Annotated in this window: 10 protein-coding genes, 2 tRNA genes and 5 pseudogenes; 6 read left to right on the forward strand and 11 right to left on the reverse strand. The window is 34.9% G+C overall.

All coding sequences use genetic code 11. From position 1 onward, the window contains the following. Nucleotides 1-72: 72 nt before the first annotated feature. Nucleotides 73-144 (reverse strand) — tRNA-Gln (locus OOL05_RS05960). Continuing rightward, nucleotides 135-470, reverse strand: coding sequence for a divalent-cation tolerance protein CutA (gene cutA / locus OOL05_RS05965; protein WP_010402294.1), 336 nt, complete (start codon nucleotides 468-470; stop codon nucleotides 135-137). The genes OOL05_RS05960 and cutA overlap by 10 nt, the downstream gene beginning before the upstream one ends. Nucleotides 471-744: 274 nt before the next feature. Between cutA and OOL05_RS05970 the strand changes: the two are divergent. Both OOL05_RS05970 and OOL05_RS05975 read left to right on the forward strand, forming a co-directional pair. Further along, nucleotides 745-972 (forward strand): annotated as a pseudogene (locus OOL05_RS05970) (transposase); the annotation flags it as partial. 80 nt (nucleotides 973-1,052) lie between these two features. Next, nucleotides 1,053-1,873 (forward strand): annotated as a pseudogene (locus OOL05_RS05975) (IS630 family transposase). 25 nt (nucleotides 1,874-1,898) lie between these two features. On the opposite strand, the gene OOL05_RS06805 reads toward OOL05_RS05975, so the two are convergent. Both OOL05_RS06805 and OOL05_RS05980 read right to left on the reverse strand, forming a co-directional pair. Further along, on the reverse strand, nucleotides 1,899-2,027 hold the full coding sequence (locus tag OOL05_RS06805; protein ID WP_406718456.1) for a reverse transcriptase N-terminal domain-containing protein: 129 nt from the start codon (nucleotides 2,025-2,027) through the stop codon (nucleotides 1,899-1,901). Beyond that, the gene (locus tag OOL05_RS05980; protein ID WP_264376161.1) at nucleotides 1,993-2,121 is read right to left on the reverse strand and encodes a hypothetical protein; all 129 of its coding nucleotides are present in this window, start codon (nucleotides 2,119-2,121) and stop codon (nucleotides 1,993-1,995) included. The genes OOL05_RS06805 and OOL05_RS05980 overlap by 35 nt, the downstream gene beginning before the upstream one ends. Before the next feature lie 118 nt (nucleotides 2,122-2,239). Between OOL05_RS05980 and OOL05_RS05985 the strand changes: the two are divergent. Continuing rightward, nucleotides 2,240-3,058 (forward strand): annotated as a pseudogene (locus OOL05_RS05985) (IS630 family transposase). Between the two features lie 327 nt (nucleotides 3,059-3,385). On the opposite strand, the gene petA reads toward OOL05_RS05985, so the two are convergent. The 6 genes from petA to OOL05_RS06015 form a co-directional block, all read right to left on the reverse strand. Beyond that, entirely contained in the window at nucleotides 3,386-3,985 is a 600-nt protein-coding gene (petA, locus tag OOL05_RS05990; RefSeq protein ID WP_264730205.1) for a ubiquinol-cytochrome c reductase iron-sulfur subunit, read from the reverse strand. A gap of 94 nt (nucleotides 3,986-4,079) precedes the next feature. Next, nucleotides 4,080-6,782 carry a DNA topoisomerase (ATP-hydrolyzing) subunit A gene (gene gyrA, locus OOL05_RS05995; RefSeq protein ID WP_264376160.1) on the reverse strand — a complete coding sequence of 901 codons (2,703 nt, stop codon included), beginning with the start codon at nucleotides 6,780-6,782 and terminating at the stop codon, nucleotides 4,080-4,082. A 51-nt stretch (nucleotides 6,783-6,833) separates the two neighbouring features. Continuing rightward, nucleotides 6,834-6,906 (reverse strand) — tRNA-Val (locus OOL05_RS06000). Nucleotides 6,907-6,970: 64 nt separating this feature from the next. Next, on the reverse strand, nucleotides 6,971-7,837 hold the full coding sequence (locus OOL05_RS06005) for a tetratricopeptide repeat protein (RefSeq protein ID WP_264376159.1): 867 nt from the start codon (nucleotides 7,835-7,837) through the stop codon (nucleotides 6,971-6,973). Between the two features lie 68 nt (nucleotides 7,838-7,905). After that, complete coding sequence (locus OOL05_RS06010; RefSeq protein ID WP_064085958.1) at nucleotides 7,906-8,304, reverse strand: DUF1284 domain-containing protein; 399 nt, start codon at nucleotides 8,302-8,304, stop codon at nucleotides 7,906-7,908. Next, nucleotides 8,301-8,828 (reverse strand): biotin transporter BioY, encoded by a 528-nt coding sequence (locus tag OOL05_RS06015; RefSeq protein ID WP_010403957.1) that lies wholly within the window; start codon nucleotides 8,826-8,828, stop codon nucleotides 8,301-8,303. Before OOL05_RS06015 ends, OOL05_RS06010 begins: the two co-directional genes overlap by 4 nt. Before the next feature lie 85 nt (nucleotides 8,829-8,913). On the opposite strand from OOL05_RS06015, the gene OOL05_RS06020 reads away from it, so the two are divergent. Then, nucleotides 8,914-9,504, forward strand: a complete 591-nt coding sequence (locus tag OOL05_RS06020) for a nitroreductase family protein (RefSeq protein ID WP_010403959.1) — start codon at nucleotides 8,914-8,916, stop codon at nucleotides 9,502-9,504. A 116-nt stretch (nucleotides 9,505-9,620) separates the two neighbouring features. Then, a pseudogene (locus OOL05_RS06025) lies at nucleotides 9,621-10,439 on the forward strand (IS630 family transposase). A 25-nt stretch (nucleotides 10,440-10,464) separates the two neighbouring features. Here the strand turns inward: OOL05_RS06025 and OOL05_RS06030 are convergent. Then, nucleotides 10,465-10,704, reverse strand: a complete 240-nt coding sequence (locus tag OOL05_RS06030) for a hypothetical protein (protein ID WP_264730208.1) — start codon at nucleotides 10,702-10,704, stop codon at nucleotides 10,465-10,467. A gap of 240 nt (nucleotides 10,705-10,944) precedes the next feature. Between OOL05_RS06030 and tnpA the strand changes: the two are divergent. After that, a pseudogene (tnpA, locus tag OOL05_RS06035) lies at nucleotides 10,945-11,336 on the forward strand (IS200/IS605 family transposase). Nucleotides 11,337-11,493 lie beyond the last annotated feature (157 nt).

Genomic DNA, 11,493 nt, shown 5'->3' on the forward strand with positions numbered 1-11,493 from the left:
GCTGCCCAGTATATAATTAAATAACCTTAATTTATAAAAAAGTGATATCATTTCACGCACACTTTAATAAAGCTGGGGTGGAAGGATTCGAACCTTCGCGTGACGGTATCAAAAACCGCTGCCTTACCACTTGGCTACACCCCAATATTGTTTATATCAATAACATTATTAACCCAATTAGTAAAAGATTTATTCGCTTTTCCTATGGGTATTATCACAACGGCTGGTTGATCATAAGAATGCATTGCCTCGATTTTTTCTACAATCTTATCAGCCTGATCATTCCTACTCTTCATAATTGTCACCACTTCACAATTACTATTAATTTTACCTTCCCATAAATACAGAGAATTTACTTCAGGAAATATATTTACACACACAATTAACTTCTCGTTTAACAATTCTTCAGAAATAGCCTTAGCCTCTTTCAAGTTTGAAAAAGTTATATAGACTAAAACTAAATTGCTCATTAACCGCTACATAAATGCATTTTTACTATACTCTACTTAGATTTATTCATCAAGAGAAAATAGGAGAGACCTCTTCAGTGCTTGACACACAGAAATTGAAGATGTCATTTAGTAGCTCTCCCCTTGTCATCCCAGTAGTTCTCCTCTTGTCATCCCAGTGCGTGACACTGGGATGGCTTTGTTGCATCGCTCAAGTGAAAAGAACTGGCAGTTACTGACAAAATTCATTATAAAACAGCCATTTAACTGTTGAAGAAAAAATATGCCATAAAAAATGAGAGTCAGTAACTGCCATGAATATAACAAATTTCTCCAAGAAAGAGGAAGCATTTTTTGTTATATCAATGACGCCATAGAAAATTGGTACGAGAATTGTCCAAAAATGCAGGGCGGCAACTATATTTATAGTGATAAAGTTGTGATTTTAGTGCATATAATCGTCAGTTTCTTTAGAATTGGTTTAAGACAAACAGTCGGGTTTATAAAAGGGTATTTGCAACAAAAATGAATTTTGTCAGTATAGCCCTTCTCATAATAGTCCAAAAAGAGTAAGATATGGATTGATAGTAGTGGAAGGTAAGGATGCCAGTAGCATATAGTTATGACTTAAGAAAAAAGGTAATGGAAGCATTGGATGAAGGAGAGAGTGGAGAAACTGTTGCCAAGAGATTTAAGATCGGAAAAACAACTTTATATGAGTGGAAGAAAAGACGTGAGAAAACGGGAGATTTTCAGTCAAAAAAGCCTGGAAGCGTGGCATAAAATTACCGACTGGAATGCATTTGCCGAATTTGCAAATGAGCAAGGTGGCAAAACTCAGTCAGAGATGCTGGGGCAATATTAGTAGACAAACAATTCATCGAGCACTTAAAAATATAGGATTCACAAGAAAAAAAAGACCTACGGATATAAAGAAAGAAATGAAGAAAAGCGAGCTCAATTTTCAAAGGTTATAGCAACAAAAGAACCTAAAGAATTAGTGTATATAGATGAGTCTGGACACTGAACCTATGGGTATTGCCAGAAAGGACAGCGGTTTTATGCCCTAAAATCTGGGAAGAAAACTCAACGAATTAGCATGGTTGCAGCCTTAAGTGGAAGAAAAATAATTGCTCCGTTAACCTTTGAAGGCCACTGCAATATGGATATCTTTAATAAATGGTTTGAGCAGTTTCTGACACCGATTTTGGAACCTGGACAAACTGTTATCCTTGATAATGCTACTTTTCATAAGTCTAATAAGATTTGCTAAAGGAGTTGGTGCAGAAATTTTATATCTTCCTCCATATTCTCCAGATTTTAACAAAACTGAACATTATTGGTTTGCTATAAAAAACAGAACCAGGAAAAACATTCCTTTATTCAAATCTTTTCGTCATGCTGTCGATTCTTCTTTCTTATGACCTTTTTGGACTATTATGGGAAGGGCTATAGTAATAACCTCTGAAGATTATGCATCTTCTTGATATCATTACATTGTGAAGCTCGGTAAATTCGTTTTTGTAGCTTAAATGAAGATTTCTCAAGCTTGCGCCAAATTCCATTCATACTTAACATTTTGTTGGCTCATAACATATTCACTACTATTCACAACTTTACCTTCCAAATTAAAGTGTTTACGTCTGCATATCCCAAATATTACTTTAGGCATTAGCTTCTTAAACAATCCCTCCACATAGAAGCATTTAGTGGGCCACCTTCTTAGTTATAGCTCTTTTCATAATAGTCCAAACGAGGTAAAATAAGGTTTTATAGTAGTGAAGGTAAGGATGCCAGCAGCATATAGTTATAAAAAAAGCAATGGAAGCACTAGAAGAAGGAGAGAGCAGGGAAACGGTGGCAGCAAGATTTAAAATTGGAAGAACTACGTTATGGGAGTGGCAGCAAAGAAGAAAAGAAACAGGAGATTTTCAGTCAAAAAAACTTGGAAATGGAGGTTATAATCACAAAATTACTGACTGGAATAAATTTACTGAATTTGCTAAAAAATATGGTGGTATCGGAAATGGCTAAGCTTTGGAGCAATGTTAGTATCCCAACGATCCATCGAGCTCTTAAAAAAATTGGACTCACACGCAAAAAAAGACATATGGATACAAAGAAAGAAACGAAGAAAAACGCGCTGAATTTTTGAAAATTATAGCAACAAAAGAACCTCAAAACTTAGTTTATATAGATGAGTCTGGCATTGATAACACCGAGTTATGGATATTGCCAGAAGGGACAGAGGTTTTATGCTCTAAAATCTGGTAAAAAAATTCAACGAATCAGTATGATTGCAGCCTTAAACGGCAGAAAAATAGTTGTTCCGTTAACATTTGAAGGCCACTGTAATATGGATATCTTTAATAAATGGTTTGAGCAGTTTCTGACACCGATTTTGAAACCTGGACAAACTGTTATCCTTGATAATGCTACTTTTCATAAGTCTAATAAGATTTGCTAAAGGAGTTGGCGCAGAAATTTTATATCTACCGCCTTATTCTCCCGATTTTAACAAAATTGAGCATCATTGGTTTGCTATAAAAAACAGAGCTAGTCCTCTATTCACATCTTTTCGTCATGCTGTTGATTCCGCTTTTCTATAAGCTTTTCGGACTATTATGAAAAGAGCTATATTAAGCTATATAACTCAAAATCTTGATAAAATGCAGAAAAGTTTTTTTAATTTCAGCTCCATCCTCGAAGAGTTAGAAAATAACTTTAAGCAAGTTAGTCAGAATTTTTCTGACGCAAAGGAACAAGTTTTAAATTTAGCTGTCAACTCTGAAAATTTGGCAGGCAAGTTTCTTAATTATCACCCGAATATGTGCATAGTATAAAATTAGCTTGATAGACTTCAAGAGCTTTGCCTATGAAGTCAGTGTGCTTCTTGAAATGCAATATACTTTTATTACTTTAATTATGAAAATCCGTTAAGCCTTCTTGCCAATTACTACAATATTTTCACTTGGAAAAAAGTAGTCAGGTATAGCCATGTTCTTTGGTGCAGGACCGCCAATTACTCGGCCTGATGTGTCATAATATGAACCGTGACAAGGGCAGAACCAACCGTTGCCGTCTTTTGTAGCGTGATCAACTGGTACACATCCAAGATGGGTGCATATTCCAATCATAATTAACCATTCATCTTTTCCTTTGTATACTCTTTTTTCATCTGATTCAGGATCTCTCAAATTTTCTGCATTTATGGCTCTTGCAGCCTCAATCTCTTGTTTTGTGCGCTTGCGGATAAATACTGGCTTACCTTGCCATTTTACCTTTTTTCCTTGTCCTTCTTGAATATCAGATAGATTAACCTCAACCGTAGAAATCGCTAAAACCTCAGCAGAAGGATTCATAGACTTAACCAATGGCCAAAGACCGCTTGCAGCTCCTATACCTGCCATGGCACACGTAGTTAATGTGATAAAATCTCTTCTACTCTTATTTTTGGCAAAATCTTTAACAAGAGATGTTTTTTTATTCTTCTCATTCGTCAATGATTTTTTATTTTTAGTTAACTTCTTATCCATCAATCTCTACTTGAACATAGACATATATTTTAATTTAAATATTATAGATTAATCAATAGAAATTTGCACTATTTGTTTAACCTTTGCTATACAGTTAAGAAGAAACAGAGTTGTCAATTTCGGAAATACTATCTTCAGTGGAATCGGGATCCTCAACTTTCGCTACTGACACCACCTTTTCTCTACTCTCTGTTTTAAACAGAGTGACTCCTTGAGTGCTACGTCCTGCAATTCTGATATCATTTACTGAAATACGAATTAACTTTCCTTTATCTGTAATAAGCATGATATTGTCACCCTGTTCAACTGGAAAGCTAGCAACAACATTACCGTTTCTGTCGGTAGTAAGGATATTTGTAATACCAACACCACCTCTATTTGTTACCCTATACTCGTACGCAGAAGTTCTTTTACCAAAGCCATTTTCAGTAATAGTTAATATGAACTCCTCATTCATTGCAAGTTTTAAGAACAGTTTGTTATCTATTCCTAAATCATTCAAAGTCTTTTCCAATTTAGAATCAATGGAGTTATTAATTGCAGTCCCCAGTCTTTTTGCAAGTGGAACTTTTAAGTAAAGTTCTTTTGTTTCTGTTGCTACACCTATCCCATTTAATATGGTCATAGATATCACGCTGTCATTCTTTGCAAGTCTGATACCTCTTACGCCATCTGAATTGCGACTTTTAAATTGACGCACATCACTTACAACAAATCTGATACTTTTGCCGAATCTTGTTGAAAGAAAAACATGATCAATTTCATTGCATACTTTAACTGATATTAACTTATCTCCTTCATCGAGCTTGATTGCTATTTTTCCATTGCTTGGAATATAGTGAAAATCTGCTAAAGAGTTGCGCCTTATGTTCCCATGAGCAGTAGCAAAAACTATGTTTTGATTTTCGTCATTTTCACTTGGTAATGGCATTATATTAGTTATAGTTTCACCATCGCTAAGCGGGAATATATTAACAAGTGCTCTTCCACGTGCAGTTGGCTCTGCAATAGGTAACTTATAAACTTTTAATCTATAGACTCGGCCAATATTAGAAAAGAATAAAAGGCTAGTGTGGGTATTCCCAACAAATAATTTTGTGGTTACATCCTCTTCTTTTAATCCTTGTCCTAGCTTTCCTTTTCCACCACGACGCTGAGTTCTATAATGAGAAAGCTTCACACGCTTGATATAACCATTCATAGTTACGGTTATCACCATATCCTCTTGTGGAATTAGATCTTCAGCTTCAATGTCCGTATCTGATTCCTCTATTGAAGTTTTTCGCGGCACAGTAAATCTGTTCTTTATTTCTTGTAGATTGTTTTTTATTTCTTTCATCAACTTCTCTCCTGAGCCAAGAAAAGCGATATATTCTTTTATCAGGTTGATCATTGAACTTAGCTCAGCTTCTAATTTGTCTTTTTCAAGGCCTGTTAAACGTTGCAATTTCATGTCAAGAATAGCTTTCGTTTGCAGCTCAGTTAATCTATACACTCCGTCTTTCAAAAAGCTTGTGCTGTCTGAGATTAATCCAATAATTGTGTTTATCTCAGCTGAAGTTTTCCATTCTTTATTTAAAAGTTCTCTACTTGCTTCCGCAGGATCTTTTGCACCACGGATGATTTTTATCACTTCATCTATGCTCAAGACCGCAATGTAGAGCCCTATATATATATGAGCTTTTTCCCTCGTTTTTCTTAGACGAAACTCTGTTCTCCTGATTAATACTTCTTTTCTAAAATCAATAAAAGCAGCTATAATTTCTTTCAACGACATCAAAGCAGGCCTGTTGTTGTTGAGGACTAAAGTGTTAACACTAAAACTACTTCTTAGTGGAGTTAGTCCCAATATTTGATTAAGTATAAAACTTGCTTCAGCATTTCTTCTGAGGTCAATTACTACCCTAATACCAGACTTATCAGATTCATCCCTAATTTCTGTTATGCCATCAATTCTTTTTTCTTTTACAAGCTCACCTATCTTCTCAATTAATTTTACTTTATTTACCTGGTAAGGTATTTCATCAATCACTATTGCTTGCCTATCTTGTGACAGGTCTTCCATGTGAGTCTTGCCTTGCACAACAATTGATCCACGACCCGTTGCAAATGCTGATCTTATTCCAGACCTTCCAAGAATCGTTCCCCCAGTTGGGAAATCCGGTCCTGGCATCACTTCAAGTAACTCATCCAAAGTAACTTCAGGATTATCTATATATAACATACAAGCATCTATTATTTCTCCAAGGTTGTGAGAAGGAATATTGGTTGCCATACCAACTGCAACACCGCTTGCACCATTTACCAATAGATTCGGAAATTCTGCAGGCAGTACAACAGGCTCTGTTTCATTTCCATCATAGTTTGGCCTAAAATCAACTGTATCTTCGTCAATATCATTTAGTAAAAAATGCGACACTCTGTGGAGCCTTGCTTCTGTATATCGCATTGAAGCTGGCGGATCTCCATCTATCGAACCAAAGTTACCTTGCCCATCAATAAGTGGTAAAAGAAGAGAAAAATCTTGAGCCATCCTGACCAAGGAGTCATAGATAGCCATGTCACCATGTGGGTGATATTTTCCCATTACATCCCCGACTATACGAGCTGCTTTTTTATACGGTTTACCGGCATCGAACCCAGCCCTCGACATTGCGTATAATATGCGCCTATGAACAGGTTTAAATCCATCTCGCACATCAGGTATAGCTCGACTTATGATCACACTCATTGCGTAGGAGAGATAAGAATCCTCTAGCTCTTTCACTATTGAAACTGGTACTATGTTGTCTTGCATTTTCTATACTTTGATTGAAATAATTGTAATATTAATATTCAACTAGGCTAATGGGCAATGACAGACTTGAACTGCCGACCTCCTCGGTGTAAACGAGATGCTCTACCAGCTGAGCTAATTGCCCCTCTAGATATAATTCTATAGTTCAATGTTGTTGTTGTAAACAAAAATAGCGATACAAGCAACTCTTATGGAATCGCTGGGTACGCACTATGGAGTTGTATAAATTTTAGCCTTGCTGCTACCTTGTATAAAGGTATTCTTTCACTTGCATTTTTTGACATGTTCAACAACTTTGAATAACATGCTGTGGCATTTTTAAAATCTGAGAGCTTATCTAGAATAACAGCTAAATTATAGGTATAAAAAATATTGTTTTGATCTAAAGAAATTGCTGCTTTCATATATTCTTTAGCTTTTACGTAATCCCCTTTTTTCATATAGATCAAACCTAAATTTGCTGATAAAGGGGCGCTATTTCTGAGTGTATCATACAATTTCAACATTTCACTCAATGCTAAATTAGGATCATATTGTGAGATTATCGTCAGAAAATTCTTTAATACATAAGGGTTGCTAGGATATTCTTTTAACAGTCTTGTGTAAATCTCTACAGCTTTTTTAAATTCTTTGTTAGCGTAATAGATATTCCCTAGTCCAATTAAAGCACTTTCATGATAAGGAAATCTTGCGATAATCTGATTGAGGAGAGAAGTAGCTGTTTCACTATCTCCTAACTCAAAGGAATCTTTTGCTTTTTTTAAAATAGAGTATATGTCAAAATTCTTGCCAGAATTCTGCGAAATTTTGATATTAAATTTGTCACTTTTTCTCTCGAGAACATCAAGATCTTTATATTTTTTATCAGCTTTTATATGCTTGACAACACTATCAAAGACCTTCTGTATCTCCAAATTTTCACTAGCATAGGTAACAGAAGACCTCCATAAAATCACAACGCAAATTAACATGCAGACAAACATAGATCCTAGTGTTGTGGCATTGGCTGCAGCGCGTAACCAGTAAATCTTATTTCTTTGAACTATACGCAACACATTACAAATTCATAAATGCTAAATTACTTATCTAATATAATAATAAAGATATTATTAATTGGCAGATACTATTTAGAATGAGTTAAAAGAGCACTTCTACAGATTCCATATGGTTGCCAATTACACTCCTCACATGCGTAGTCAAATTTCTCTAAAGACATTTTCTTTCTAATTCTTTTTACTGCTTTACTCCAGGTCAAAATCTCGCCAATTTTTATTCCTAAAATTTCCATATGCCTTCTATCTAGCTCTAAAACTTTAGCTTGTGTGGTACATTTACCTTGTTTAGTCTGGTTTGGGCAAACACTACAAATAGTGTCAAGATTATCAACTACTTCGATTTTAGTATTAGGATCACTAATTACTTTACTTGCTATCTTTTTGTAATTTTCTACAAAGCTCTGAGAATATCCATACCCTTGAAATGCAAGAGTGCACATAAAATGATGAGGACGAAACCTTATCACTTTTTCAAATACTGCAAAGCTGCTACAAGTAGAAAAATTTTTACCAAACCAGGAAGGATGAATGGTAAAACACCTACCATTATTGCTTGTTTCAGACCCACGTAAATAGTAAGCCAACTAATACCACAAATAAAGATTACGACTGTACCCGCCAGACAACTTAAAGAATTACACATAAATGATTTATATTTAGAGTTCAGTAATTCATTTACTCTGCTCATTACTACAACAGCAACTAAACAGCCAATCAAATATCCACCTGTTGGCCCGAGAAAAATGTGATAACCACCAGAAAAATTCGCAAAAACAGGCAATCCTGCTGCACCAAGTGATAGATATGTAAGCACAGAATAGAATGCTGTTCTGCGGTTAAATTTAAGCCCAATAAGCATTACTCCTAAAGTTTGCAATGTGATAGGCACAGGCTGCAATGGTATGCTTATTTGAGCCATCAAGAATAAAAGTAAAACGCAAGACAATATTTCAGCCAGTGTTGATCTGCTGCTAGATTGTGTTATAAACATACTTTCCCAATAAAAATAACTTATTAAATGTCATATATGTGTATGAGAGGTTTTGCAATTTAAATTTTGCTCATATTGTGCTACAATGAATTATTTATGCACTATTAAATTAAAAATGATGAGTAAACAAGATCTATTATCGTTGATGAAAGCAAGACACAGCGGACGTTCATACGATCCTACAAGAGCAATATCTCAGGAAGACATGGATATTTTAATGGAAGCTGTAAGGCTGACTCCCTCATGTTTTGGTGATGAACCCTGGAGATACGTAATATGCAACAAACAGAACAATCAAAGCGCATGGGAAAAGCTGCTAAATTGCCTTGATGAATCTAATCAAAAGTGGGCAAAAGATGCACAAATACTAATTATATCTCTAAGCGCTAAGAATTTCCGTAAATCTGACAAAGGTGAAAATTTTTGGGCTAATCACGATACTGGTGCAGCAAATTATGCACTTATGCTACAGGCTGCAGCTATGAACTTAATGGCTCATCAAATGGGTGGATTTGATAGAGATAAAATAGTAGAAAAATTCAACATATCCGATGATTTTAATGTAATGTCAGTGATAGCGGTTGGTTACGAAGAAGATGGCGCTGAAACAAGTAAGAAGAAAAGAAGACCAATAGAAGAAATATTTTTTTATGATGAGTGGCCAAAAACTAGTTAACTTACTTTGACCACCCCTCTCTCAATACCTTAAAAATAGGATTATCTGGTAAGTATAGCTCTTTTCATAATAGTCCAAACGAGGTAAAATAAGGTTTTATAGTAGTGAAGGTAAGGATGCCAGCAGCATATAGTTATAAAAAAAGCAATGGAAGCACTAGAAGAAGGAGAGAGCAGGGAAACGGTGGCAGCAAGATTTAAAATTGGAAGAACTACGTTATGGGAGTGGCAGCAAAGAAGAAAAGAAACAGGAGATTTTCAGTCAAAAAAACTTGGAAATGGAGGTTATAATCACAAAATTACTGACTGGAATAAATTTACTGAATTTGCTAAAAAATATGGTGGTATCGGAAATGGCTAAGCTTTGGAGCAATGTTAGTATCCCAACGATCCATCGAGCTCTTAAAAAAATTGGACTCACACGCAAAAAAAGACATATGGATACAAAGAAAGAAACGAAGAAAAACGCGCTGAATTTTTGAAAATTATAGCAACAAAAGAACCTCAAAACTTAGTTTATATAGATGAGTCTGGCATTGATAACACCGAGTTATGGATATTGCCAGAAGGGACAGAGGTTTTATGCTCTAAAATCTGGTAAAAAAATTCAACGAATCAGTATGATTGCAGCCTTAAACGGCAGAAAAATAGTTGTTCCGTTAACATTTGAAGGCCACTGTAATATGGATATCTTTAATAAATGGTTTGAGCAGTTTCTGACACCGATTTTGAAACCTGGACAAACTGTTATCCTTGATAATGCTACTTTTCATAAGTCTAATAAGATTTGCTAAAGGAGTTGGCGCAGAAATTTTATATCTACCGCCTTATTCTCCCGATTTTAACAAAATTGAGCATCATTGGTTTGCTATAAAAAACAGAGCTAGTCCTCTATTCACATCTTTTCGTCATGCTGTTGATTCCGCTTTTCTATAAGCTTTTCGGACTATTATGAAAAGAGCTATAACCCTTCAATTTCACTAATCTTATTTAGCTGAGGATTATCCGTTCTATGCTCACGTATCGCCAGAAACAATTTAGCAATGTTAGTATCATCAGGATTATATTGACGTCTTATTCTATTTTTAAATTGAAAAGATTTACTGTTTTGTTGCTTATTCAGCTGCTCTTTCAACCGATCAATGATTTCTGAATTAATCTCTTTTTTTAGATTACTTACTCGATGTTGTGTCCTCAGCATACACACCCCCTATATTACCTAAAGCTTTTATATAGTAATTAGATACATCAGAAAAACAAAGGATTTTTGAATATTATGGTATTTTGTTGAAGTTTTTGAGCTTCCTTGTAGAAGGGCTTTGTTCTAATTTCGTTTTTGCTGTAAATCATCTCAATTTTTCTTTATTCTCCCAAATTTGGGAGAAAAACCCTGGACAATCCTTTCAAGAATATAATTTTAAGGTGAAAAATTTGAAAGAATGTGGAATATTATAGAAAAAGCAGTCACTCTGTATATATATCACATAGTGTGGATAACAAAATATCGATATCCATTATGAGTTGGAGATATTGGTCAGAAAACAAAAGAAGTTGTACAAGAAGTATGTGGAAGTAGAAATTATCAGAGGTAGAGTTGCGTCAACATGTATACGTTTCTGTACCCCATACTTCAGTATTAGTAAGTTAGTGCAGTTAATAAAAGGAAAAAGTTCCAGCAAAACTTTCCAGAGCTGAGAAAAAGATACTGAGTTATGGTTAGTAGGCTACTTTGTAATGATAAAAAATCATATTGAAAATCACTCTAAAAAAGAAGATAAATTTGGTAAGTCGAAAGTTAGCATTCTATGCTCTCTCTCAATCTTTGGATTTTAATCCATAGTGGTTGAATTGAGATGTCATTAAGTACAAATTAAATTCTTTTATTTACTCACTTTACTCATTTTGTATAATATTCGAGAGAGTGAGTTCGAAAAGTACGCTTGCCTCCACCAATATAGGTTTCAACATACCATAAAGCCAGCCTATTTAT

The sequence above is a fragment of the Wolbachia endosymbiont (group B) of Episyrphus balteatus genome, assembly GCF_947250575.1.
Lineage (GTDB): Bacteria > Pseudomonadota > Alphaproteobacteria > Rickettsiales > Anaplasmataceae > Wolbachia.

Excerpts from the sequence above, each read along its gene's own strand:
- OOL05_RS06805 (WP_406718456.1), bottom strand. The coding sequence starts at position 2,027 with ATGTTAAGTATGAATGGAATTTGGCGCAAGCTTGAGAAATCTTCATTT.
- gyrA (WP_264376160.1), bottom strand. The coding sequence starts at position 6,782 with ATGCAAGACAACATAGTACCAGTTTCAATAGTGAAAGAGCTAGAGGAT.
- cutA (WP_010402294.1), bottom strand. The coding sequence starts at position 470 with ATGAGCAATTTAGTTTTAGTCTATATAACTTTTTCAAACTTGAAAGAG.
- OOL05_RS05980 (WP_264376161.1), bottom strand. The coding sequence starts at position 2,121 with ATGCCTAAAGTAATATTTGGGATATGCAGACGTAAACACTTTAATTTG.
- OOL05_RS06030 (WP_264730208.1), bottom strand. The coding sequence starts at position 10,704 with ATGCTGAGGACACAACATCGAGTAAGTAATCTAAAAAAAGAGATTAAT.
- petA (WP_264730205.1), bottom strand. The coding sequence starts at position 3,985 with ATGGATAAGAAGTTAACTAAAAATAAAAAATCATTGACGAATGAGAAG.
- OOL05_RS06015 (WP_010403957.1), bottom strand. The coding sequence starts at position 8,828 with ATGTTTATAACACAATCTAGCAGCAGATCAACACTGGCTGAAATATTG.
- OOL05_RS06020 (WP_010403959.1), top strand. The coding sequence starts at position 8,914 with ATGAATTATTTATGCACTATTAAATTAAAAATGATGAGTAAACAAGAT.